At 65.2% G+C, this 24867-nt stretch carries 22 protein-coding genes; 12 read left to right on the top strand and 10 right to left on the bottom strand.

Going from position 1 to position 24867, the window contains the following annotated elements:
- Positions 1-43: 43 nt before the first annotated feature.
- The 4 genes from JQ573_RS05515 to JQ573_RS05500 are packed head-to-tail and all read left to right on the top strand — an operon-like array spanning position 44 to position 3238.
- Positions 44-496, top strand: a complete 453-nt coding sequence (locus JQ573_RS05515; protein WP_212311697.1) for a DUF305 domain-containing protein — start codon at positions 44-46, stop codon at positions 494-496.
- The gene (locus tag JQ573_RS05510; protein WP_212311362.1) at positions 496-1953 is read left to right on the top strand and encodes a YncE family protein; all 1458 of its coding nucleotides are present in this window, start codon (positions 496-498) and stop codon (positions 1951-1953) included. The genes JQ573_RS05515 and JQ573_RS05510 overlap by 1 nt, the downstream gene beginning before the upstream one ends.
- Positions 1950-2477 (top strand): RNA polymerase sigma factor, encoded by a 528-nt coding sequence (locus tag JQ573_RS05505; protein ID WP_212311363.1) that lies wholly within the window; start codon positions 1950-1952, stop codon positions 2475-2477. The genes JQ573_RS05510 and JQ573_RS05505 overlap by 4 nt, the downstream gene beginning before the upstream one ends.
- A complete protein-coding gene (locus JQ573_RS05500) occupies positions 2474-3238 on the top strand; it encodes an anti-sigma factor (RefSeq protein WP_212311364.1) in 765 nt (254 codons plus the stop codon). Before JQ573_RS05505 ends, JQ573_RS05500 begins: the two co-directional genes overlap by 4 nt.
- On the opposite strand, the gene JQ573_RS05495 is transcribed toward JQ573_RS05500, so the two are convergent.
- The 8 genes from JQ573_RS05495 to JQ573_RS05460 form a co-directional block, all read right to left on the bottom strand.
- Positions 3235-4488, bottom strand: a complete 1254-nt coding sequence (locus JQ573_RS05495; RefSeq protein WP_212311365.1) for an MFS transporter — start codon at positions 4486-4488, stop codon at positions 3235-3237. The genes JQ573_RS05500 and JQ573_RS05495 overlap by 4 nt on opposite strands.
- A 221-nt stretch (positions 4489-4709) precedes the next feature.
- Positions 4710-5555, bottom strand: coding sequence for a CmcJ/NvfI family oxidoreductase (locus tag JQ573_RS05490; RefSeq protein ID WP_212311366.1), 846 nt, complete (start codon positions 5553-5555; stop codon positions 4710-4712).
- Positions 5556-5978: 423 nt separating this feature from the next.
- The gene (locus tag JQ573_RS05485; protein ID WP_212311367.1) at positions 5979-6920 is read right to left on the bottom strand and encodes an ABC transporter substrate-binding protein; all 942 of its coding nucleotides are present in this window, start codon (positions 6918-6920) and stop codon (positions 5979-5981) included.
- A complete protein-coding gene (locus JQ573_RS05480; RefSeq protein ID WP_212311368.1) occupies positions 6917-8011 on the bottom strand; it encodes an LLM class flavin-dependent oxidoreductase in 1095 nt (364 codons plus the stop codon). Before JQ573_RS05480 ends, JQ573_RS05485 begins: the two co-directional genes overlap by 4 nt.
- A gap of 33 nt (positions 8012-8044) precedes the next feature.
- Positions 8045-9217: an acyl-CoA dehydrogenase family protein gene (locus JQ573_RS05475; protein ID WP_212311369.1), complete on the bottom strand. Its 1173-nt coding sequence runs from the start codon at positions 9215-9217 to the stop codon at positions 8045-8047.
- On the bottom strand, positions 9211-10008 hold the full coding sequence (locus JQ573_RS05470; RefSeq protein ID WP_212311370.1) for an ABC transporter ATP-binding protein: 798 nt from the start codon (positions 10006-10008) through the stop codon (positions 9211-9213). The genes JQ573_RS05475 and JQ573_RS05470 overlap by 7 nt, the downstream gene beginning before the upstream one ends.
- Positions 10002-11018, bottom strand: coding sequence for an ABC transporter permease (locus JQ573_RS05465; protein ID WP_212311371.1), 1017 nt, complete (start codon positions 11016-11018; stop codon positions 10002-10004). Before JQ573_RS05465 ends, JQ573_RS05470 begins: the two co-directional genes overlap by 7 nt.
- Positions 10996-12087 carry an ABC transporter substrate-binding protein gene (locus JQ573_RS05460; RefSeq protein WP_409334633.1) on the bottom strand — a complete coding sequence of 364 codons (1092 nt, stop codon included), beginning with the start codon at positions 12085-12087 and terminating at the stop codon, positions 10996-10998. Before JQ573_RS05460 ends, JQ573_RS05465 begins: the two co-directional genes overlap by 23 nt.
- A 475-nt stretch (positions 12088-12562) precedes the next feature.
- On the opposite strand from JQ573_RS05460, the gene JQ573_RS05455 reads away from it, so the two are divergent.
- Positions 12563-13549, top strand: coding sequence for an ABC transporter substrate-binding protein (locus tag JQ573_RS05455; RefSeq protein WP_212311373.1), 987 nt, complete (start codon positions 12563-12565; stop codon positions 13547-13549).
- 330 nt (positions 13550-13879) lie between these two features.
- Positions 13880-14659: an SDR family oxidoreductase gene (locus JQ573_RS05450; RefSeq protein WP_212311374.1), complete on the top strand. Its 780-nt coding sequence runs from the start codon at positions 13880-13882 to the stop codon at positions 14657-14659.
- Positions 14660-14827: 168 nt separating this feature from the next.
- Here JQ573_RS05450 and JQ573_RS05445 read toward each other — a convergent pair whose 3' ends face one another.
- Positions 14828-15127 (bottom strand): HU family DNA-binding protein, encoded by a 300-nt coding sequence (locus JQ573_RS05445; protein WP_021077434.1) that lies wholly within the window; start codon positions 15125-15127, stop codon positions 14828-14830.
- Between the two features lie 445 nt (positions 15128-15572).
- Here JQ573_RS05445 and JQ573_RS05440 point away from each other — a divergent pair, with 445 nt between their 5' ends.
- From JQ573_RS05440 to JQ573_RS05425, 4 genes are all read left to right on the top strand, one after another.
- Positions 15573-17186 (top strand): ABC transporter substrate-binding protein, encoded by a 1614-nt coding sequence (locus JQ573_RS05440; protein WP_212311375.1) that lies wholly within the window; start codon positions 15573-15575, stop codon positions 17184-17186.
- Positions 17187-17428: 242 nt separating this feature from the next.
- Entirely contained in the window at positions 17429-18406 is a 978-nt protein-coding gene (locus tag JQ573_RS05435; protein WP_212311376.1) for an ABC transporter permease, read from the top strand.
- A gap of 2 nt (positions 18407-18408) precedes the next feature.
- Entirely contained in the window at positions 18409-19239 is an 831-nt protein-coding gene (locus tag JQ573_RS05430) for an ABC transporter permease (RefSeq protein ID WP_212311377.1), read from the top strand.
- Positions 19236-20861 (top strand): ABC transporter ATP-binding protein, encoded by a 1626-nt coding sequence (locus JQ573_RS05425; RefSeq protein ID WP_212311378.1) that lies wholly within the window; start codon positions 19236-19238, stop codon positions 20859-20861. Before JQ573_RS05430 ends, JQ573_RS05425 begins: the two co-directional genes overlap by 4 nt.
- Before the next feature lie 36 nt (positions 20862-20897).
- Here the strand turns inward: JQ573_RS05425 and JQ573_RS05420 are convergent, their stop codons facing one another.
- Positions 20898-22265 carry an FAD-binding oxidoreductase gene (locus tag JQ573_RS05420; protein WP_212311379.1) on the bottom strand — a complete coding sequence of 456 codons (1368 nt, stop codon included), beginning with the start codon at positions 22263-22265 and terminating at the stop codon, positions 20898-20900.
- Between the two features lie 73 nt (positions 22266-22338).
- Between JQ573_RS05420 and JQ573_RS05415 the strand changes: the two genes are divergently transcribed.
- Complete coding sequence (locus tag JQ573_RS05415; RefSeq protein ID WP_212311380.1) at positions 22339-23193, top strand: VOC family protein; 855 nt, start codon at positions 22339-22341, stop codon at positions 23191-23193.
- 217 nt (positions 23194-23410) lie between these two features.
- Positions 23411-24733 (top strand): sugar ABC transporter substrate-binding protein, encoded by a 1323-nt coding sequence (locus tag JQ573_RS05410; RefSeq protein WP_212311381.1) that lies wholly within the window; start codon positions 23411-23413, stop codon positions 24731-24733.
- Positions 24734-24867: the final 134 nt, after the last annotated feature.

The raw sequence follows: 24867 nt of genomic DNA, 5'->3' as shown, positions 1-24867 counted from the left end.
CCTGCGATTCCTCAGACCCGGCTTCGGTGCCGCGGTGTTCGGCATGCGCGTTCTGTTCACCGTCGCAGTTTCCCCGGTGGTGCTCGCCCAAGAAGCCCATCAGCCGGCCCAGACCGCGCAGTCGGCCGAAGAGAGCGCCTTCCTCGCCGAGAACGATGCGGCGATGACCAAGATGATGAATGACATGGCCGCCAAACCGAGCGGCGATATCGACCGCGATTTCGTCGCGATGATGACGCCGCACCACCAGGGCGCCATCGACATGGCCGTGATCGAGCTTCGCTACGGCAAGAACGAGCGGCTGCGCCGGATCGCACAGGAGATCATCGTCGAGCAACGCCAGGAGATCGACGCCATGAAGCTCGCACTCGGCGAACAGGTCACGGACACGACCCCCTCCCCGACACAACAACCCGGCGCGAAACCCGGCCGGGCGGCGACCACGCACGATCACATGAACATGCACCACGATATGATGAAGCAGGAGACCAAGTGATGACCGGCCAGTTCATGAAGGGCCTGTTGGCCACCAGCATGATCGCGCTGTCGACGTCCGCGTTTGCGGGGCAGGCGCCGGGCGCTGTGTCCGCGCCCGACATCCCGATCAGCCATCACGACCGTGTCTACGCCGCCGAGCAGTTCTCGAACACGGTGTCGGTCACCGATCCCGTCGACAACAAGCTCATCGGCGTCATCCGGCTCGGCGACCCGCAGCCCGGCAATTTCAGCCCGCTCTACAAGGGGCAGGTATTGGTCCACGGCATGGGCTATTCGCCCGACCACCACACCCTCGCCATCGTCTCGATCGGCTCGAATTCGGTGACCTTCATCGACACGGCAACCAACGCGGTCAAGCACGTCACCTATGTCGGGCGGTCGCCGCACGAGGCGTTCTTCACGCCCGACGGCAAGGAAGTCTGGGTCACCGTGCGCGGCGAGAACTACATTTCGGTGATCGACGCGCAGAGCTTCAAGGAAACGATGCGGATCGAGGTGCCGGCAGGACCGGGCATGCAGATCTTCTCGCCCGACGGCAAGTACGGCTACATCTGCTCCTCGTTCAATCCGGAAACCGATGTGGTCTCGGTCGCCGACCACCAGATCGTGGCGAAGGTGAAGCAGGAAAGCCCGTTCTGCCCCAACATCGCAGCGACGCCCGACGGCGAGCAGGTGTGGTTCACGCTGAAGGATGTCGGCAGGACGCAGGTCTTCAACGCCAAGCCGCCGTTCAACCCGATCAAGACCATCGACACCGGCCCGATCACCAACCACGTCAATTTCGCGAAGACGGCCAAGGGGACCTTCGCCTATGTGACCATCGGCGGCACCAACCAGGTCAAGGTGTTTCGCACCGACGACTTCTCCCAAATCGCGACCATTCCCGTCGGCAATCTCCCGCATGGCGTCTGGCCGTCCGGCGACGGCACGCGGATCTATGTCGGTCTCGAAAATGCCGATGCGCTGGCCGCGATCGACACCGCCACCAACAAGGTGATCGCCAATATCCCGATCGGCCAGGCGCCCCAAGCCATAGCCTACGTGCCGAACGCTGCGCCAAATCCTGACGATCGCCAGAACCTGCAGGCGCTTGGCGCCGCCGGCCAAGTCGCCCACCTCGCGCTCGCGCCGAAGAAGCAGGCCAAGGGCGACAAGCCGACGACCAGCGTCTCGCTGTTCGATCAGGGGCTGATCCAGGTGCTGCAGGCATCGGTCACCGGGCTCGAACCCAAGCAGCACTATGTGCTAGGATTGGCCGAACGTGCCGACGGGACGGGATCGGTAGAGCCTCTGGCAGCCTTCATGACCAATCCCGCCGGCTCCGCCATCGTCAACACCACCGGGCCGATCCGGCAGATCGTGCAGAGCGCCGCCAAGGCCGAACGACGCTATCTCGTCATCACGTCAGGCGAGCCGGCCAAACTCGGCGCGGTCATCCAGGTGCAAACGCCATGAACGACATGCTGCGCCTCGTCGAACCGCTGATACCCGCCTTGCGGCGGTATGCGCGGTCCCTGGTCCGCGACCACGCAGCGGCCGACGATTTGGTGCAGGATTGCCTCGAACGCGCCGTCATCCACTGGGAGCAGCGGCGGTCGGACAATCCGCGGCCGTGGCTGTTCGCCATCCTGCACAACCTCGCCATCAACCAGTTTCGCCGCGCAACGACGCGCGGCGTCCACATCGCGATCGACGAAACCAACGAGGATGCATTCGGTCAGGACGCAGAGCAGGAGCACAAGGTGACGTATCGCGACGTCATGGCGAAGCTCGCAAGGCTTCCGCATGACCAGCGTGCGGTCCTGCTGCTCGTCGGCGTCGAGGACCTGTCCTATGCCGACGCCGCGGAGGTGCTCGGCGTGCCCATTGGCACGGTGATGTCGCGGCTGGCGCGCGCCCGTGAGCGGCTCCATCAAGAGTTGGAGGGCGCTGCCGGCCAACTGGACAATAATGTCGTGCAATTGCGGAACAAGACATGAGCAATCGACCCATTACCGAAGACGATCTGCATGCCTATGTGGATCGCGCGCTGGAGCCGGAGCGCGAGGTGGAAATCATTGCCTATCTGGAAAAGCATCCTGATATGGCCAAGCGCATCGCCGACTACTCCGACGAGCGTAACCTGCTGCGATCGGCATTGCTGCCGATTGCCGAGGAACCGCTGCCGCCGCAGCTCAACCTCGCCAGGATGATCGAGCGCCCGCGCCGCCGCCCCTCGTCGTTCCGTTGGGCGATCGCAGCGATGCTGATGCTCTCGATCGGCGGCCTCGGCGGATGGGCAGTCCGTAGCGCGACCCTGGCACCTGCCGGCGGGATTGCGGCGCTGGCCGAGGAGGCAAGCGATTCCTACAAGGTCTACGCCTCGGATCACACCCGACCGGTCGAGCTGCGCGACAGCACCGAGCTGGTGCAATGGGTCTCGAACCGGCTGCGTCAGCCGGTCAAGCTGCCGGATCTGAGCAAGTCGGGATATCGCTTGATGGGCGGACGGGTGGTGCCGACGCCGCACGGTCCCGCGGCCATGTTCATGTACGACGATGATCACGGCGAGCGGCTTGTGGTCCTCACCCGACCGATGACGTCGGATCAGAACGCGCCGATGGCCGCGCATTCGGGCGGCGACATCGCGGGTTTCTCCTGGGCGGACGGCGGCACGGGCTATAGCCTCGTCGGGCCGCGCGGGGTCGATTCCCTGCGGCCGCTTGCCAACGAAATCCGCAAGCAGGCGCAGGCGATCTAGGCCGCGGAAGGCCGCGTATAGGTCAGGAACAGCACGATCCCGATCACCAGGGCGCCGGCGACGAACAGCAGCACCGCGGGCAGCCCGAACAGCGCCGCAACGCCGGCGGTGCTGAATTGCAGCAGCGCCGCGCCGAGGAAGAAAGCGAGATTGACCGACGACAGCGCCTTGCCGGTGTTCTGGGCGTCGACGAGCTGCCGCGTCATGCCGTAGATCAGCGGCTGCGCCGAGGTCGCAAACCCGATCAGGATCAGCAGCACGAGATCATACCGCACCGGCATCACGGCGACGCCGAGCAGGTTCGAGACCGCCAAATGCGGCGCGCCGGCGGCCATCAGCACCAGCAGCAGCGCGGCGACGGCATGGGTCGACGCCACCATGGTGCGGCGATGCCCGAACTTGCGATCGATCGCGCCGATACAGGCCGGGCCAATGATCATCGCCAGCGTGAACAGGCCGAGCACATTGCCGGCCTCGATGCGGCTCAGGCCCTTCACATCCATCAGCCACGGCCCACCCCACAGGCCGCGCAGCACCAGCGAGGCGCCGAGCGACACCAGCGACAGCGCGATCAATCCGCGCAGGCCGCGCGACAGGCCGAGCCGCAGCACCTCGGCCATCTGCTGCAAGGGTGAGGAATCATCCGCATGCGCCGCCGGCTGCCGTGGCACCAGCGCGAATACCGCGATCAGCACCACAATGCCGAAGCCGGCCGAGCCCCAGAAGCCGGCGCGCCAGCCGAACTGATCGACCACGAAGGCCAGCGGGCTTGCCGACAGCAGCATGCCGATATTGCCGATCGAGAGGATCAGGCCGGACCACAGTCCGAACTTCGCCGCCGACATCTGCTTGGCGGCCAGCGTCATCGGGCACATCAGCATGCCCGAGGTGGCGATGCCGAGCATCAGTTGCCCGAGCACGAAGCTCGCGGGACCCGTGGCGAGCGCCGAGACCAGCGTCCCGACCACGGTACCTCCGAGAAGGCTCAGCGACACCGGCCGCACGCCGAAACGGTCCATCGCGGCGCCGACCGGGATCTGCGAGGCGGCAAAGGAGAAGTGATAGATCGAGGTGAGGCTCGCCAGCGCCTGCGGCGAGGTGCCGAAATCTCGCGCCATCAGATCGAGGCTGATCGCCGGGATCGTGCGCAGCAGCGTCGACAGCATGTGACCAGAGGCCAACGCCAGAAGCGCAAGAACCAGGGCGCGGAACCCGATCCCCGCTGCTTCCTTCGTCACCACGCCGTCCATGAATCGCCCTTCCCCAAGCAGTTAGGGGACGGGCGTAACATTATTGGGCTGATGGTGCCAAGTTTGGGGGCAACGCCCGCGATGCTGTCATCGCCGGGCTTGTCCCGGCGATCCACGTCTTTCTTCACGCGAAGCCGAAGACGTGGATGCGCGGGACATCCGCGCGAAGACGCGCTTCGCGCTTCAGCCCGGGCATGACGAATTTATGGGAAGCGCGCCCCTTACTGCTTATGGAACACCAGCGTGCGCAGCTCGATGCTCTCGCGCGGCGCCGCATCCGCAGGCGTGGTCGGATCGACGAAGGCGGTGTGCGGTCCGAACCGCGTCCGGCCGTCTGTCGCCGAGTCGTAGCATTTCAGCAGGATCGCCTCGTCCGGCGTCATCTCGGGAATGTAGAACCAACGATGGTTCGGATTGTACTTCACCGAATAGGTCTCGCCGCTGCGGTTCGGGTAGATCAGGTCGGATGCGATCAGATCCTCCGGGGCAACCGTGGTGCCGTCGGCCATCGCAAGCGGTGAATCGCGCAAGGGGCCGCGGATCGGACGCCACAGATTGATCACCTGGACGCGGCCCTTGACGAGTTGCTCGGCCTCGTCGGGCAAGTGCTCGAACACCCTGTTGTGGCCGGAAACGGCGGTCTGGTCGACATGGACGCGGGTGGCGGGCTGGCGCGGGCCGCCGCCGCGGATATCAGCCGCACCCTCGACACGCTTGCGCACGGTGTGATCGAAGATGAAGACGCGATCCGCCTTCAGCGTCGCCTTGAGGAAGGCTTCGACGGCCGGGTAGTAAACGTTGCGGACTTCGTTGTCGTCGTAATAGTCCTTCACGAAGGTCGGATGCTTGACCAGCGCAAAGCCCTCGCGGTCGAGCGAGAAGCTGTCGGCGATCAGACGCCCGTCAAAGATCGGGACATTGTGAGCTTCGGGCAGTGCAGTGGATTTGGGTTCGCCGGGCGGCGGATCGAAAGCGTAAGTTCGGGGCTTGCCCGGCGTCGGCGCGAGATAATTCAGTTCAGCGGTCACAAACGGCAGCGACTCGATGCGAGTTTCTTGAAGGCCCACGGTGATCTCCCGGACTCGATTGTTCGTCCGTTTGATCTTGGCAGCGCCGGTGGGTGCGGCAAGGCCGCGGCGAAAATAGCAACGTTGCGGTTTTGGAATGCGCGAAGAGGGGAAAATCCTTGCCGCGCAGCGGCCTGCGGACGAATGGATGTTTTCGAGATCACGGGTTCGTTAGCGGTGCAATCGTGCGACGTTGAACCGCTTCCGCGCAGATGGTCCACATCTCCCGCTTGCAGCGGTCGCCTCTTCAGAATGCGTAAGCCCTCACGCCCGTCGTCCTGGCGAAAGCCAGGACCCATTACCACCGAATTTGATGGTGAGCGGGATCGCGGCCTCAGCGTCCTACAAAAACTAGCATCCGGGGTAATGGGTCCTGGCTTTCGCCAGGACGACGCTGAATGTTTGGCGTCGCTTGCAAATTGCCTACAGCCCGGCGCCCTTCTCCACCGCCGCTGCAAACGACCGATCGACGATGTCGGCGGCGTTGATCTTCTGCCGGATCAGGCCCCAGCGGTCGTAGAGATCGATGGTCTTCTGCTCGTCGGCCACCACGCTGTCGTCGATCGGCGCGATGCGGATCTTTGCGCGTGTCAGCCAGTTCAGCGGCACTGCGGGCGGGATGTTCATCAGCCTGCCCCAGGTCGCAGCATAACCTTCGACATTGTTCTGCGACCATGCGCGCGCGGCCGCGAGGCGACGCACGAAGTCCTCCAGCTCGGCGCGCTTGTCCTTGATCGCATCAGGCGTCGCGACCTGGAAGCCGAGGCCGGGTGTAATGCCGTCAGCCGTGATGACGCGGCGCGACTTGAACAGCACCTCCTCCTGGCTGACATAGGGCTCCCAGGTCGACCACGCGTCGACCGAGCCCTGCGTGTAGGCAACCTTGGCATCCGACGGCGCCAGGAACACGATCTGCACGTCGCTCGCCTGCCAGCCCTTCGATTCCAGCGCGGCCAGGATCAGCTGATGGCCGATCGAGCCCCGGCCGGTTGCGATCTTCTTGCCGCGCAGATCGTCGAAGCTCTTGATCGGAGAATTCTCCGGCACCACGACCGCAAGCCCGTCGCGCGACTGCCGCACGGCCGCGATCGCCTTCACCGGGATCTTGGCGGCGGCCGCGAATGTGAATGGCGCGTCGCCGACCAGGCCGGTGTCGATCGCACCGGCCCCGAGCGCCTCCAGAAGCGGCGCCGCGGCGGCGAACTCCTTCCACTCGATCTTGTAGGGAACGTCCTTGAGCACGCCGGCCGCTTCCATCACGGCCTGCGAATTGCCCTTCTGGTCGCCGACGCGCAGCGTGGTCTGCGCGACGGCCGCGTCGATGGCGGCGAGCGCAAGCGCCGCCGCGACAATGAGACGGATCATTCGGCGGCAATCCCCCGCTGCTGGTCGCGCGCTTCGATCAGCTTGCGGGTCAGCGGGATCAGCTCGCGGCCGTAGTCGATGGCATCGACCAGCGGATCGAAGCCGCGGATCAGGAAGTGGCTGACGCCGAGATCGTAGTAGTCGGCGAACACTTCGGCGACCTGCTCGGGCGTACCGACCAGCGCGGTGGTGTTGCTGTTGGCGCCGGTGAGCTTTGCGATCTCGGTCCACAGCCGCTTGTCGATCCGCGTGCCCTGATCGGCGAGCGCCAGGAGCCGCTTGGCGCCATCGGTCGCGTGATTGGGCCGGCGGTAGCCGGTCTGGTCCTGCAGCGCGGTGGCGCGCGCGAGGATATGCTCCGCCTTCGCCCACGCCTTCTCCTCGGTGTCGGCCAGGATCGGCCGTACCGACAGGCTGAAGCGCGGCGTTGGGCGGCCGTGCTTGGCAGCCGCTGCGCGCACCCGCGCGGTGACGTCGCGCACCTGGGCGTAGGATTCACCCCACAGCGCGAAGGTGTCCGCATGCTTGCCCGCGACCTCGACCGCGGCGTCCGAGCCGCCGCCGACGAAGGTGTAGATGCCGCCCTTCTGCAACGGCTTCACCTGCGAGAAGCCGTTCTCGACGCTGTAATACTTGCCGCTGTAGTTGAACGGCTTCTCGCTGGTCCATTCCAGCCGCACCACGTCGAGGAATTCGCTGGTGCGGGCGTAGCGCTCGTCCTTGTCGTCGAGCGTGTTGCCGTCCTGGCGCAGCTCGATGGCGTTGCCGCCGGTGATGACGTGCAGCGAGACGCGGCCGCCATAGAACTGATCCAGCGTCGCAAGCTGGCGCGCCAGGAGCGTCGGCGCGGTGAAGCCCGGGCGCTGCGCGATCATCACCTTGAGCTGCTTGGTGACAGTCAGCACATGCTGCGCGACCTGCAACGCGTCCGGCGTGGTCGAGTGAAACGCCAGCAGCGCGCGATCGAAGCCGGCCAGCTCATGGGCCTTGGCGACCGTCTCGATATAGGGCGGATCGAGCACCGGGCCGGACCGGACGATGGTCTCGGAGGCATTGTTGTTGGTGATGAAGCCGATGAACTCGACCGGCATGACTGACAACTCCGTTGTTGTTGGCTGTTGTTTTCAGACGCCCAGCGCGGAGCGTCCGGCGGAGACACGGGTGGCATCGTCTTGCGGGGTATGGACGCGGCCGCACAGCACGTCACGGTAATGCCGCTCCAGGGGATTGGTTCGCGACAGGCCGTGATTGCTGGTCAGCGACAAGGCAACCTCCACCACTGCTGCGGCGTTATTGGTCACCGTCAGCTTGATGATGTTAGACTCGATCGCGGACAGCGGGAAGCCGTTATCGAAATCGGCGGCGAAGCTGTCGATCAAGCGGGCATTGACGGCAAGCCGGGCCTCGATGCCGCCGACGACCTCCTGCATGCGCGGCAGCGTCGCCAGCGGCGCGCCGAGATTGGCGGGCACCCGCTCTTTGAGGAATTTGACCAGCCAGTCGCGGGCGGCGCGGGCGATGCCGTCATAGATAGCGGCGACGAAGATCGCATGCACGGTCGCCTGGGTGACGTCAGGAACCTTCCAGTCGTCTGGCCTGCGAACGTCGATCTCAGAATCCAGCGGAAACACGACGTCGTCGAAGATCACGGTGTGGCTGCCGCTGGCGCGCAGGCCGAGATGATCCCAGGTTTCCTCGATCCGCGTTCCCGGCAATCCGGCTGGAACCAGAAACAAACCGACGCGGGTCTCCGGCTCGTCGGTCTTCGCCCAGACCGAATACCATTTCAGGATCGGCGCGCCGGTCGAATAGATCTTGCGGCCGGTCAGCCGCCAGCCGGTTTGGGTGCGGCGCGCCGTGGTCGCCGGCAGGCCGCCGCGCGCGGGCGAGCCGAGCTCGGGCTCGACGCGCAACGCGTTGATCAGCGCCACGCCCTCGACCGTTTCCTTGGCGAGCTTGCGCGACAGACGTGCCGGCCAGCGCGTGCTGCGCGCCATCACCAGATGCTGGATGTAATGCATCGACAGCACCAGCGCGGTCGACGGGTCGGCCTTGCCGATGATGCCGAGCACGCGCGTGGCATCGCGCGCGCCCGCCCCGGCCCCGCCGAGCGCCACGGGCACGGTCAGCGCCAGCAGGCCTTCGCGCGACAGGTCAGCAAAATTCTCGAAGGGAAAGCTGGCGTCGCGATCATGTACGGGGGCGCGCGCGGCAAACACCTCGGCAAGCCGCAACGCGCGCGCGATGTGCTCGGGCTGGTTCGCCGGCGGCAGCTCCCGCGCCGCGGTCGTCACCATGTCGCCTCCAGCCCGAGCAGCCCGAGGATCTGCTTGCGCAGATCAGCCAAATATGGATCGCCGCGATGCCGCGGGTATGGCCGCCCGACCGCGATGTCGGCCTTGATCCGCGCCGGACGGTCGGACAGCACGATGACGCGGTTGGCGAGCACCAGCGCTTCCTCGACGTCATGGGTGACGAGCAGCGTGGTGAAGCCCTTGCGCTGCCACAACGCCACGAGCTCGGCCTGCATCGCGATCCGCGTCAGCGAATCGAGCTTGCCGAGCGGCTCGTCGAGCACCAGGATCTTCGGATCATTGACCAGCGCGCGCGCCAGCGCCACGCGCTGCGCCATGCCGCCGGAGAGCTGGTGCGGATAGGCATTGCGGAACGAGGACAGGCCGACCAGCTCGATCACGGCGTCGACCCGGTGCCGCTGCGCCTTCAGGATACCCTGCGCTTCCAGCCCGAGCGCCACATTGTCCCACACCGAGCGCCACGGAAACAGCGTCGGGTCCTGGAACACCACGACACGCGACGGATGCGGGCCGCTGATGCGGACTTCATCCTCGCGCAGCGCGCCGCTGCGCGGCTTCTCCAGCCCGGCCACCAACCGCAGCAAGGTCGACTTGCCGCAACCAGACGGGCCGAGCAGCGCCACGAACTCGCCCGGTGCGATGGCAAGGTTCACATTGTCAAGCACCGGCAGCACAGCGCCGTTGATATCGAAGGCGTGACTGACGCCTTCGATGTCGAGCTCGGCGCCGATGGCCGGATAGGTGATCGCTTCGGCTGTGGACTGCACTACCATTTGACGACACCCTTCTGCCAGACCAGCAGGCGGTCGCGCGTTCGGAACAGCAGCGTGATCGCGCCGGAGCAGAGCAGCGACATCACGATCAGCGCCGCATACATGTTGGCATAGGCCGCCCAGCCCTGCGCCCATTGCAGGTACCAGCCGAGCCCGGCCTTGACGCCGATCATCTCGGCGACCACGAGCACGGCAAAGGACGAACCAAGCCCCATGAACAGGCCGACGAACACGTGCGGCAGCGCGGCGGGAATCGCGACCTTCAGCACCAGGAATGACGGCTTGGCGCCGAGCGTGCGCGCGACGTCGTAATAGGCGGTGCTGACGCTCGCCACACCCGACCAGGTCAAGACCGTCACCGGAAATCCGGTGGCAAGCGCGATCAGGAAGGTCGAGGCGCTCCAGCTCGACGGGAAGGTGAAGAACGCGATCGGCAGCCAGGCGGTCGCCGGCAGCGGGCCGATGAAGCGCAGCACCGGGTGCACCCAGTAGCCGATCTTCTGCGACCAGCCGATCGAGACGCCCGTCACAAAGCCGATGGTCGCACCAATGATGTAGCCGCCGAGTTGCAGCTTGATCGAGGCGAACACGCTGTCGAGCAGCTTCGGCAGGTCGTCGGTATAAACCTCGAGGATCGACTGCGGCGGCGGGAAAAACGGCAGCGGCAGCCAGGTGAATTTCGCGGTGGCGACCTCCCACAGCGTGACGAACGCGCCGAACGCCACCAGCCATGGCGCGCGCTTGCGCAACGCCTGCCCGGCGCTGCCGAGATAATCCGCGCTGAATGTGCCGAACAGGATGAAGGCCGCGATCACGATTGCACCGATCCCAAGCGACTCCGTCCGCGACCAGTCGCCGACATCGGGCCAATAGAGGCACGACAGCCCGAACGCGAGCCAGGCGAGGGTCGCCGCGAGGCCAATGCCGTAGCTGCCGGAGAGATTCGCGAACGTGACCGCGGCGCGCGGTGCGGCAGCGGCCGTCGTGTCAGACACTGAATACGTCGACATAGATCCGCTCCGCGAATTTGGCCGTGTCGGTGCTCTGCTTGAACACCTGCACCGATTTCAGGTCGTCGGCATAGCCCTTGAGCTCGCGCTTGAGCACTTCGCCGGTGGGATGATGATGATGGGTGTGGTAGCGCGCCATCGCCTCGAGATCGGCGAGGCTCGCCGCCTTCGGCGCATAGGGCTGAAACGATTTTGCCGCCTTGTCCGGGTTCTGCGAGGTGAACATCGCGGCATCGAGCAGCGCCTGGGTGATGGCGCGCGCCACACGCGGCTCCTCGCGCACAAGGCTGCCGCGCAGGCCGACGATGCAGCAGCTCTTGTCGCGGTACTCGCCGTCGAGGTTGGAAGCGACCTCCTTGTACTGCGTGTCCTTCAGCCAGAGATAGGCCAGCGGGTCGGACGACAGGAAGGCCTGCACCTCTCCCTTCTCGACCGCGACGTTCAGGAGATTGCCGGGATAGGCGCGCCAGTCGACATCCCTCACCGGGTCGATGCCGAGCTTGGAGAGCTGGATCGAGAAGAAGTTCTTGTCGGGACCGGCGAGATCGCCGACCGCGACGATCTTGCCCTTGAGGTCGGCGAGCTTGCCGACGCCGGAATTGGTGCGGGTCAGGACGCGCATGCAGCCGCCATGGGTGCCGGCGGCAATCTTGACGTCGAACCCCTGTTCCAGCGGCTTCAACCAGCGCAGCGCCATGCCGAGCCCGGCGTCGCTCTTGCCGGTGGCAATTGCCTCCAGCAGTTGGTCGGTCGAGCCGGAATAGTTGACGAGCTCGACGTCGAGATTCTGCTTCTGGAAGAAGCCGTGGTCGATGGCGACCGGCAGCGGCGCGAGGCAGACCGCACCGGCGTTCCAGGACAGCTTCAGCTTGCGCGGCGCTCCCGTCAGCGGCGGCGCATCGGAGGCGGTCTTGCAGATCGGGAATTCGGAGAAGTCGATCGCCGATGCGACCGGGCGCGGCGCGAACGCTTGCGCGCTATAGGCGCCGATCGGCGCGGCAATAGCTGCAGCGGCGCCTGCACGCAGTAAGGTGCGGCGATCCATCACCGTCTTCTTGTTCGTCGACATCATCACTCCTGCATTTCGGCAAGGCTCCGCCCCGCGCACAAGACGTGTCCGTCTGCGCGCCCCGTCGTTCGAAGCTCATCGTTTAGAAAAAAGCGGATTTCTCCGGCGCTATTGCCCTCAAAGCAACGCGCAAATGATGCGGCGCGACAAGTTCACCGTCAATGAAATGGAATTTCGAATGTAGTCGGCGCGGCAGCTGAACTCTCCACGATCGCAGCGCGCGACGATGAAAGGATTTTCGCTGCTGTCGCGGCGCAGACGCTCGACGGAGCGGCATCGATTGCGCCAAATTTGAGCGAAACATCGCCGCTTGCGCGATGTCTTCTACGCATGACGGTCCGGCGAGATCATCCTTGCTGCGCGCGGGCTGATTTCAGTTTTCCGTTTCGTTGACGACGAACGGCTTGCTCATAGACTTGATCAAACGCCGCCGCGCTTTCCGACGAGCAGCGAATGAATCAGAAAGAAAATGCATATGCGCAAACTGACCCGCCCGGGTTCTCCCCATACATTCACGCGCCGCACCGCGGCCGCGCTGATCACGGCCGTCATCACGCTGTCGACATCGGCCGCAGCCTTCGCGGCTGATGCGATCGTGCTGCGGGTCGGCGACCAGAAGGGCGGCAACCGCTCGCTGCTGGAGATCTCCGGCCTCGCCAAGGACCTGCCCTACAAGATCGAATGGTCGGAATTTCCGGCCGCAGCCCCGATCCTGGAGGCGATCAATGCCGGCGCGCTCGATGTCGGCTACACCGGCGACCTGTCCTTCCTCACGGTCTATGCCTCCGGCGCGCCGATCAAGGCGATCGGCGGCACGCGCTCCGATGCACGGACCCAGGCGATCCTGGTGCGCGGGGATTCGCCGATCAAGACGGCGGCCGATCTGAAGGGCAAGCGCCTCGCCGGCACGCGGGGCGGCTGGGGCCAGTTCCTGATCAATGCGACGCTGGAGAAGGCCGGCAGCAGGATCGAGGAGGCGACCTTCGCCCCGCTCGGCCCGGTCGACGCCAAGATCGCGCTGCTCGCCGGTTCGATCGACGCCTGGGCGGTGTGGGAGCCGTACATCTCTTATGCCAAGCTGAAGGACAATGCGCGCGTCGTCGCCGATGGCGAGGGCCTGACGCCGACCATCACCTTCATCGTCGCCTCCGACAACGCGATCGCGGCCAAGCGCGCGGCGGTGCAGGATCTGGTGCAGCGGCTCAACAAGGCGCGGTTGTGGTCGCTCGACCATCTTGCCGAATACGCGAAGAGCACGGCCGAGCTCACAAAACTGCCGGAAGACGTGCTGCTCGCCGCCTACACTGCACAGAAGACGAGCCCGATCGCGATCAACGAGGCCGTGGTGAAGGAAGTGCAGGCCGCATCCGACCGCGCCACGCGCTACGGCATCCTCGGCAAGACGCTGGATGTCGGCAAGGCCGTCGACCGCAGTTTTACGGCAAGCGCAAGCTTGAACTAGGACGTGCCTGATCCAGTGCGCTCTATCCTCACCTCCCCTTGAAAAGGAGAGGTCGGTTTGCGGAGCAAACCGGGTGGGGATCCTGCCTCCACAGACGCCGGCGTCCGTGGAGAGCAACCCCCACCCCGCCCTCCTCCTTTCAGGGGGAGGGAGACAGACGGCCGTGCCCACCTGACGAAGCATCAAGCCGCGCACCACAATGGAGACATCCGATGTCCGGCCCGCTCCATCTCGCGATAATCGTCACAGCACACCTGCTCTGCATGACCTTGTTGGTCGCGCTGTCGGTTTGATAGCGTTCTCTCAGGGCCAGCCCCAGGGAGAACAACAATGAACCTATCAATGAAGGACCGTGTCGCGGTAGTCACCGGCGGCAGCAAGGGCATCGGGATCGCGGTGGCGCGGCGGTTTGCGGAATCCGGCGCCAAGCTCGCGATCCTCGCGCGGGGCGCGGCCGACCTCGCGGCGGCGCGCGAGGCACTGGCCAAGGACGGCCTCGTGGTGCGCGATTACGTCTGCGACGTCGCGAAGGCCGCCGACATCGCCAAGGCACACGACCAGATTGTCGCGGATCTCGGCAAGATCGACGTGCTGGTCAACAACGCCGGAACCGCGCGCACGCTGGCCTTCGAGAACATCAGCGACGAGGCCTGGCAGGAGGACCTCGACCTGAAACTGTTCGCCGCGATCCGCTTCAGCCGGCTGGTGTGGCCGGGCATGAAGCAGCGCAAATGGGGTCGCATCATCAACGTGCTCAACACCTTTGCGAAGGCGCCGGCCGGCAATTCCGCGCCCACCTCGGTGTCGCGCGCCGCCGGCATGGCGCTGACCAAGGTGATGGCCAATGAAGGCGGCGAGCACAACATCCTGGTGAATGCGCTGCTGGTCGGCCTGATCATGAGCGATCAATGGGTCAAGCGGCACGCGGCCCAGGCGCCGAACACGGATTTCGGGGAATTCGCCAAGGGCCTTGCCAAGGGCACGCCGCTCGGCCGCATCGGGACGGCGGAGGAGTTCGCCAACCTCGCCTGCTTCCTGGCCTCGGAGCAAGGCTCCTACATCACCGGCACCGCCATCAATGTCGATGGTGGCCGGTCGCCGGTGGTCTAGAGCCCCGGTCCTGGCTCAACCAGAAACCGGAGCTCAAGACTTTGCTTTGGCGCGTTTTCTTCACGCGAACCGGTGTCCACTGCGCTCGAAAACGCTCAAGCGGGCAACCAACGGCAGGAAGCGACGGCTCAAAAGCAAAAGGCCTCCGTCACCGGAGGCCTTCTATTCTTAAACCGCGTCCTTGGCGGCCTTGACCGGCCGTGCGCGGACGATCTTCCGGGCCGGCTTGGCCTTGAACATCATCTCTTCACCGGTGAAGGGGTTGGTGCCCTTGCGCGCCTTGGTCGCCGGCTTCTTGACCACAACGAACTTGGCGAAGCCGGGGACGAGGAACACCCCGGCCTTCTTCAGCTCCTTGTGGCCGACATCGACGAGCGAGTCCAAAACGTTCTTGACGTCGCGCTTGGAGAGTTCGGTGGTGGTCGCGATCTTCTCGATCACTTGCGACTTCGACAGTTGGGTAGCCATGGTTGCTCCATTGATTCTGGAGTGGGCACGATATGGCGGAAAACGCCGAGAAAAACAGTGTTTTCTGCACTCACCACAGCAATATCGCTGTGGACAGCCCCCGAATCAGGGTTTTTTCCAGTGTTTTTTCCAGTCAAGTCGCTTCCGACCCCTAAAATTACAGCGTTTGCGCGGCTTCGGGGCTCCCGAAGCGGGCCAGAAAGAGAATCACTCGACGCATCGCACGCGGCCTGTGTGCGACAATGTTGCGTGCAATTCGGGTTGCGGCGCACTGCGGCGGGCCACTTCAGGTTTCGGAAACGATCCTCCAAAAGGCCGAGGCATTAGAAAATGACTCGGGTTCGACTCGGGTTCCCATTCCATCGTAACATCGCAAAGGGGCGCCACGGCCGATCGGCTGGCCACCCCGATGCAAGCCTTTATGTATGTTCCGGAGACCCCGCGTATGGATTTGTCCCGCCTTGAGATCAACCGCCGCACGGCCCTTCTGACCTCGGCCGCGATTGCGGCCAACGTCATCAATCCGATGCGGGCATTCGCGCAGGAAACCCCGCGCAAGGGCGGCGTGTTCAACGTCCATTACGGCGCCGAGCAGCGCCAGCTCAACCCGAGCATCCAGGCCTCGACCGGCGTCTACATCATCGGCGGCAAGATCCAGGAGAATCTGGTCGACCTCGACGCCAACGGCCAGCCGGTCGGCGTGCTCGCCGAGAGCTGGGAGGCGACGCCGGACGGCAAGACCGTTACCTTCAAGCTGCGCAAGGGCGTCACCTGGCACGACGGCAAGCCGTTCACGTCGGAGGACGTCGCCTTCACCGCGATGAACATGTGGAAGAAGATCCTCAACTACGGATCGACGCTGCAGCTGTTCCTCACATCGGTCGATACGCCCGATCCGCAGACCGCGATCTTCCGCTACGAGCGGCCGATGCCGCTGAACCTGCTGCTCCGGGCCCTGCCCGACCTCGGCTACGTCTCCGCCAAGCATCTCTATGAGAGCGGCGACATCAGGCAGAACCCGACCAATCTGGCGCCGGTCGGCACCGGCCCGTTCAAATTCGTCAAATATGAGCGCGGGCAATACATCATCGCCGACCGCAATCCGGATTACTGGCGGCCGAACGCGCCCAATCTCGACCGCATCGTCTGGAAGGTGATCACCGACCGCGCCGCCGCGGCCGCCCAGATGGAGGCCGGCGAATTGCACTACAGCCCGTTCTCGGGGCTGACGATCTCGGACATGGCGCGGCTCGGCAAGGACAAGCGCTTCATCGTCCAGACCAAGGGCAATGAAGGCAACGCCCGCACCAACACCATCGAGTTCAACTTCCGCCGCAAGGAATTGTCCGACATCCGCGTCCGCCGCGCCATCGCGCATGCGATCAACGTGCCGTTCTTCATCGAGAACTTCTTGGGCGATTTCGCCAAGCTCGGCACCGGCCCGATTCCCTCGACCTCGACCGACTTCTTTCCCGGACCGAACACGCCGCAATATCCATATGACAAGGCCAAGGCGATCGCGCTGCTCGACGAGGCCGGCCTCAAGGCCTCAGGCGGCAACCGCTTCTCGCTCAAGCTGCTGCCGGCGCCGTGGGGTGAGGACATCTCGCTGTGGTCGACCTTCATCCAGCAGTCGCTGGGAGAAGTCGGCATTCAGGTCGATATCGTGCGCAACGACGGCGGCGGCTTCCTCAAGCAGGTCTATGACGACCACGCCTTCGATCTTGCGACCGGCTGGCATCAGTACCGCAACGACCCTGCGGTCTCGACCACGGTGTGGTACCGCTCCGGCCAGCCCAAGGGCGCGCCGTGGACCAACCAGTGGGGCTGGGAGGACAAGACCGTCGACAAGACCATCGACGATGCCGCGACCGAAGTCGATCCGGTCAAGCGCAAGGCGCTCTATGCCGATTTCGTCAAGGAGGTGAACACCGAGCTGCCGGTCTGGATGCCGATCGAGCAGATCTTCGTCACCGTGATCACCGCAAAGGCGCGCAACCACTCCAACACGCCGCGCTGGGGCTCGGCGAGCTGGCACGATCTGTGGCTAAGCGCATGAGGCGGCAAGCCTTGCTTCTCCCTCGCCCCGCTCTTGCGGGGAGAGGGCTGGGGTGAGGGGCTCTCTCCGCGATATTGCTCCATCGATAGACCTGTACCCCCTCACCCGGATCGCATCTTCGATGCGATCCGACCTCTCCCCGCAAGCGGGGCGAGGTGACGAGGGGGCCGGCTCTGGTTCAACTCAAAGCCTTCTGGATGCGAACCGGTGTCCACTTCGTTCGAAAACGCTATAGATAACCGATGCGTATCCTGAGCCTTGCGGGGCGGCGGCTGGCCGCCTCGATTCCGACCCTGTTCCTGATCCTGATCGGCGTGTTCCTGCTGTTGCAGCTCGCGCCGGGCGACACCGTCGATGCGCTGATGGCGCAGATGGGCGGCGGCGACGCCGCGACCGCGCAACAGCTGCGCAAGTTCTACGGGCTCGACCTCTCGGTTCCGGCGCAGCTCGCCAACTATCTGTGGCACCTGGTGCGGCTCGATCTCGGCTTCTCCTCGATCTACGGCAAGCCGGTGGCGACCGTGATCCTGGAGCGGCTGCCGCCGACCATCCTGCTGATGACCGCGTCGCTGTCGTTCGCGTTCTTCTTCGGCCTGGTGTTCGGCGTGATCGCCGCGCGCGGCGTCAACCGCTGGCCCGACACGTTGATCTCGACGCTTGGCCTGATCTTCTACGCCACCCCTTCGTTCTGGTTCGGGCTGATGGCGATCGTGGTGTTCTCGGTCTATCTGCAATGGCTGCCATCCGGCGGATTCCAGGACATCGGAACAGTGCAGACCGGCATCCGGGGCGTGCTCGATATCGCGGCCCACCTCGTGCTGCCGACGCTGACGCTCGGGCTGATCTTCCTTGCGATCTATTTGCGCATCATGCGCGCTTCCATGCTCGAGGTCTTGAACCTCGATTTCGTCCGCACCGCCCGCGCGAAGGGACTGGACGAGACCCATGTCATCACCCGCCACGTGCTGCGCAACGCGCTGCTGCCGATGGTGACGCTGATCGGATTGCAGGCCGGCACCATGCTCGGCGGCTCGGTCGTGGTCGAGAGCGTGTTCTCGCTGCCCGGCCTCGGCCGCCTCGCCTATGAGTCCGTGGTGCAGCGCGACCTCAACACCCTGCTCGGCATCGTCTTCGTGTCCGCGCTCCTTGTGATTGTCGTGAACTTCGTGGTCGACCTGCTCTACGCGCGGCTCGACCCGCGCATCGCGGCGGAGGGCTGACGATGGACGCGGTGAAGCGCTACTTCCGCAGCCCGGCCGCCGTGATCGGCCTGATCCTGCTGCTGCTCGTGATCGCAATGGCTGTCAGCGCCGGCTTGCTCTATCCGCGCGACCCACTCGCGCTGGCCGGCCGGCCGCTGGTCTGGCCGTTCTCCAATCCGCGCTTCCTGCTCGGCACCGACAATTCCGGCCGCGACATCGCCGCGCAGATCTTCTACGGCGCACGGATCTCGCTCCTGATCGGCGGCGTCGCCACCGTGATCGCGATCCTGATCGGCATCCTGGTCGGCGCCTTCGCCGGCTATTACGGCGGCTGGGTCGACAACGTCCTGATGCGGATCACCGAAGCGTTCCAGACCCTGCCGAACTTCGTGCTGCTGCTGGTGCTGGTCGCGGTGTTCGGTTCGACGCTGACCACGGTGACCATCGCGGTCGGCGTGGTGTCGTGGCCGGCGCCAGCGCGGCTGACCCGCGCCGAGTTCCTGTCGCTGCGCAACCGCGAATTCGTCCAGGCGGGCAAGACGCTCGGCATGAAGGACCTCCAGCTCATTCTCGGCGAGATCCTGCCCAACGCGCTGCCGCCCGTGATCGTCTATGCCAGCGTGGTGATGGCGGTCGCGATCCTCCTCGAAAGCGCACTCGCGTTCCTGAGGCTGTCCGATCCCAACGTCGCCTCCTGGGGCAATCTGATCGGGCTCGGCCGCGATGTGCTCCGCGTGCAGTGGTACGTCTCGGCGATCCCCGGCATTGCGATCCTCGTCACCGTGCTCGCGGTGTCGCTAGTCGGCCAGGGCCTCAACGATGCGCTCAATCCGAGGCTGAAGAGCCGATGAGCGAGACAGTCCTTTCGCTCGACGGGTTAACCGTGCGCCTGCCCAAAGGCGCCGACCGGCCGCATGCACTGTCCGACGTTTCCCTGTCGGTCGCCTCGAACGAGATCCTTTGCGTGGTCGGCGAATCCGGCTCCGGCAAGTCGATGATGGCGAACGCCATCATGCGGCTGCTGCCGAACGAGGTTGCGATCGAGCAGGGCCGGATGATGTTCGACGGCCGCGATCTCTGCGCCGCCGATCCGGCCGAAATGCGCGAGGTGCGCGGCGCCGGGATCGCGATGATCTTCCAGGAGCCGATGACGGCGCTCAACCCGCTGCGCACCATCGGCGACCAGATCGGCGAGATGTTTGCGATCCACACCGGCCTGTCGAAGGCCGAGATCAACGCACGCGTAGAGGCACTGCTCGAGGATGTCCGCATCCCCGATCCCAGGGCAGCCGCGAAGGCCTATCCGCACGAGCTCTCCGGCGGCCAGCGCCAGCGCGCCATGATCGCGATGGCGCTGGCGCTCGACCCGAAACTCCTGATCGCCGACGAGCCGACCACCGCGCTCGACGTCACGACGCAGGCGCAGATCCTGAAGCTGATCCGCGATCTGCAGCAGCGCAAGAAGACCGCGGTGCTGTTCATCACCCATGATTTCGGCGTGGTCGCCGAGATCGCCGACCGAGTCGTGGTGATGCAGCACGGCGCGATCGTCGAGCAAGGTGCGGCCGACAAGGTGCTGAACGATCCGCAGCATGCCTACACCAAGCAACTGATCGCGGCCGTTCCGCCGCTGAAGGCGCCGCCGCCGCGTATCCTCTCCGGCAAGGACATCCTGACCATCGAGGGCGTCTCGAAAACCTACCGCACCGGCGGTTTCCTCGGCCGCGGCGCGCGGATCACCGAGGCGGTCAAGAACGTCACGCTCCGGCTGCCGCGCGGTGCGACGCTCGGCATTGTCGGCGAATCCGGTTCGGGCAAATCGACGCTGGCGCGCTGCATCGTCCGGCTGATCGATCCCGACAACGGATCGATCGTGCTCAACGGCAAGGACTGGGCGAAGCTCGGCCGCGAGGAGATCAGACGCGAGACCCGCCACATTCAGATGGTGTTCCAGGATCCGTTCGCCTCGCTCAACCCGCGCCGCAAGGCGGCCGAACTCGTGGCGCAGGGACCGATCGTGCACGGCACCGACCGCACCACCGCGATCGCGGAAGCGCGAAAGCTGTTCGAGCTGGTCGGCCTCGATCCGTCCGCCGGCGACCGCTTTCCGCATGAATTCTCCGGCGGCCAGCGGCAGCGCATCGGGCTCGCGCGGGCACTGGCGCTGAAGCCGGATGTGCTGGTCGCCGATGAGCCGGTCTCGGCGCTCGACGTCTCGGTGCAGGCGCAAGTCTTGAGGTTGCTCGCCGGACTGCGCCAGCAGCTTGGGCTCTCCATCATCTTCATCACCCACGATCTGCGGGTTGCCGCGCAGATCTGCGACCTCGTTGCCGTGATGAAGGACGGCGCCGTGGTCGAGCAAGGGTTGACCGCCGAAGTGTTCGGCAGGCCGCAGCATCCCTATACGCAGGCGCTGTTGTCGGCGATCCCCGGCGGTGACTTCACGCGAAAGCGCGATGCCTTGATCGCCTGATCAAGCCATCGCGCGTGGTGCGTCGTTGGTCTGCGCTCACCGTGAGCGGCGCGAGGCGAGGAAGTACTCCGCCCAGCGCAGCAGCTCGAAGCGATCGCCCTTGACCAGCTCCTGCGCATCACGGCGGCGGTAGAGCACCAGCATCCAGGGCGCGAGCTTGCGCAGCAATCCGTGCGCCATGTACTGCACCGGCTCGGTGAACGGCAGCGCCAGCTCGCTTTCCGGCACGCCCTGGACCGCCTTTGCTAATTCGCGGCCGAGCGGGATCGTCAGCGCGACGGCGCGGCCGTTGCAGCCGGTCCAGCCATAGGCGTTCGGTCCGAGGCGATGCATGCGCGGCAGGAAATCCGCGGTCATCCCGACATAACCGTTCCAGACATAGTCGAAGGAGACATCGCCGATCTGCGGCCATATCAGCTGCAACCGCTCGGTCACCCGCGCCTTCAGCCGCGCGGTCTTGTCGCCCGGGCCGAGCACGGCGCCGCCGGTGACGAGGCGATTGCGGGCGTCATAGCGCGCGAAATACAGCTCGCCATGGGTGTCCGACATCGCCTGCCGGCCGGGGATGATAGTCTTGCGGACATTGTCCGACAGCGGCTGCGTCGCCATCTGCCACGACAGCACGGGCATCACCTCGGTCGCGATCTCAGGCACCAGCGATTTCGCGAACTCGCCGCTATAGGCATTGGTCGCGACGACCAGCGCACGGCCGGAGATTTCGCCCTTCTCGGTCTTCACCACCCAGCGATCGCCGCGGCGCTCGAAGCTCAGCGCGGGGGAACGGGCATAGATCCGCGCACCGAGGCCGAGCACGGTCCGCGCCAGGCCCCGCGCCAGCGCCAGCGGATTGACGTGACCGCCGGTCCTATTCCAGAAGCCGCCATACCACGCATCCGAGCCGAGCATGTCCCTGGTCTGGTCGCGCGACAGCAATTCGACCGGCGCGCCGAATTTCGACCATTGCTGCACCCGCCGTTCAGCGATCTTGATCCGGCCCGGCGAATGCACCGGCTGCACCCAGCCGGCCTGCTCCTGCTCGGCCTCGATATTGTAGCGCTTGACGACGTCGAACAGCATTGCCGCGCTGTCGCGCAGCATCGCGACGAAGCGCTCGCCGGCCGCGCCGTGCCTCTTGATGATGTCCTCGGGATCGGGGCGCGACAGCGTCGGGATCACCTGGCCATTGTTGCGGCCCGAGGCGCCCCAGCCCGGCTCGGCGGCCTCGACGATCGCGACGTCGACATTGGCCTCGCGCAGATGCAGCGCGGTCGACAGGCCGGTGAAGCCGCCGCCGATGATGACGACGTCGGCCTGTTGCGCACCCGTCAATTCGGGGCAATCGGGGCCGGGTGGCGTCACTGCTGCCCAGAGCGAATCGGGCCAGCGCACGGCATTGCTGCTCATCATGATCCTTTCTTGCGGGCGCCAGATCATTCTGGTTAGCTTTACTCTCTCATTCCAGCCGGGAAGACAACAAGTGGCACTCAAGAACGTCATCGGAATCGATCACGCCGTGGTCATGGTGAAGGACCTCGACAAGGCCGCCGAGAATTACAAGCGGCTCGGCTTCACCGTGTCGCCGCGCGGCACCCATAGCGCGCATATGGGATCGGGCAACTACACCATCATGTTCGACCCCGACTACATGGAATTGCTCGGCGTGCTGACGCCGACGGAACACAATGCGCCGGCGCGCGCCTTCCTCGAGAAGCGCGGCGAAGGCATCGAACGCATCGCATTCACCGCGGTGGATTCGGCCGCCGGTGCCGAAGAGATCCGCGCACGCGGCTATCCGCCGATCGGGCCGACCGATTTCGAGCGCCCGGTGACCTTGCCGAACGGCACGGTCTCGGCGGCGAAATTCCGCACCTTCCAGTGGCCGACCGCCGAGGCGCCCGGCGGCGTCCGCATCTTCGCCTGTCAGCACAAGACCCGCGAGACGGTGTGGATCCCCGAATTGATGACGCACGCCAATGGGGCAAAACGCCTCAAGCAGGCGCTGATCGTCTCGCCGGATCCGGCAGCCGATGCCGCGCATCTCTCCAGGATGATCGATGTCGCCGCGAGGCACGATCCCGACGGTGCGGTTGCGGTGCCGTCCGGCGGGGATCGCGCCGACTTCGTGTTCCTGACCAGGGATCAGCTCGGCAAGCGTTATCCCGGCGTATCGCTGGATGGCCTGTCCGATCGCGGCGGCGCCGGTCTCGTGATCGCGGCCGACCTCGCCACAACCGAGAAGGCGCTGGGCGCGACCGGCGTCAAGAGCGGCAGCGGCATCACCGTGCCGCCGGCCGCTGCGAACGGCACCCTGCTCGCCTTCGTCAAGGCATAATTGCCATACCATGCGCGGCGCAGCGTTATGCAGCGGCGCCGCGCAAGTGGGGGCTAGGCACGGAAAGTTGAGACGCTCAAACATTGATGCGATTGCAAATCGCATCAATGTTCTCGCTCAATTTCTTGAGCATGATCTGTTCGGAAAACCGGTTTCCACTTTTCCGGATCATGCTCTACTATCTCTCCCAAACAAGAACCGTCCCAGGGAGAGAAACATGTCGCATCACCTGATCTCGCGCCGGCAGATGCTGGCCGGCACCGCAGCCGCCGGCGCGGTTGGATTGACCGGATTTCCGGCCCGCGCCGAGGTCAACTGGAAGAAATATTCCGGGGCCACGCTCGAGGTGATCCTCGCCAAGGGGCCGCGCGGCGACAACCTGCAAAAATACATCAAGGAATTCACCGAGCTCTCCGGCATCAAGGTCGAATCGGAGCAGATTCCCGAGCAGCAGCAGCGCCAGAAATGCGTGATCGAGCTGTCCTCGGGCAAGCCGAGCTTCGACGTCGTGCATCTGAGCTATCACGTGCAGAAGCGGCAATTCGAGAAGGCCGGCTGGCTGGCCGACATGTCGGGCTTCCTCAAGGACCCGAGCCTGACGCCGCCCGACCTCGTCGAGAGCGATTTCTCGGCCGCCGGCCTGCAATATGCGCGCAACGACAAGGGCCAGATGCTGTCGCTGCCCTGGTCGGTCGACTATTTCATCCTCTACTACAACAAGGAGCTGTTCCAGAAGAAGGGTGTCGAGGTCCCGAAGACGCTGGAGGAAATGGCGGTCGCCGCCGAGAAGCTGACCGATCCCAAGGAAGGCATCTACGGCTTCGTCGGCCGTGGCCTGCGCAACGCCAACATGGCGATGTGGACCAACTTCTATCTGAACTATGGCGGCGAATTCCTCGATGCCAAGGGCAACATCCTGACCGACGGCCCCGAGGCCGTCGAAGCCACCAAGCTCTACCAGCGGCTGCTGACGAAATGCGCGCCTCCCGGCGTCGCCGGCTTCAACTGGATGGAATCGATGGCCTCCTTCACGCAAGGCCGCGCGGCGATGTGGATCGACGCCGACGGCTGGGCGCCGCCGCTGGAGGACCCCGCCGCCTCGCGCGTCGTCGGCAAGGTCGGCTACACGCTGGTGCCCGCCGGACCCAAGGGCAAATTCTCGTCGACCTATGGCGACGGCATCGGCATTCCCGCGGCGAGCAAGAACAAGGAAGCCGCCTACCTGCTCTGCCAATGGGTGGTCTCGCGAGGACAAGGCGCCCGCCTGCTGCAGGCCGGCGGCGGCGTGCCGTTCCGCAACTCCATTGTCGACGACCCCGAGGTCGCCAAGGGCGTGAAGACCAAGGAATGGCTGCAGTCGGTGGTCGACTCTGCCAAGATCTCGAAGCTCGGCCTGCCGGTCATCATCCCGGTCGCCGAATTCCGCGACATCGTCGGTGCGGCGCTGACTGCGACGCTCTCGGGCGCCGATCCCGCCACCGAGCTGAAGAAGGCACACGAGCAATTCCGCCCCATCCTGGAGCGTAGTGAAAAAGCGTGAGCGTGGTGACACAGGCTTCGCCGGCGGCGGACAAAGCGTTTTCGAGCGAAGTGGGTACCGGTTCGCGTGGAGAAAACGCGTCAAAACAAGACTCCAGAGCCGGAGGCTCTGGGGACGCCGCGCCGGCGCGTGAA

The organism is Bradyrhizobium sp. AUGA SZCCT0105 (assembly GCF_018129565.1).
GTDB lineage: Bacteria > Pseudomonadota > Alphaproteobacteria > Rhizobiales > Xanthobacteraceae > Bradyrhizobium.
Note: the sequence above shows the minus strand (reverse complement) of the source record. Positions and strands in the feature narration are given on the sequence as shown.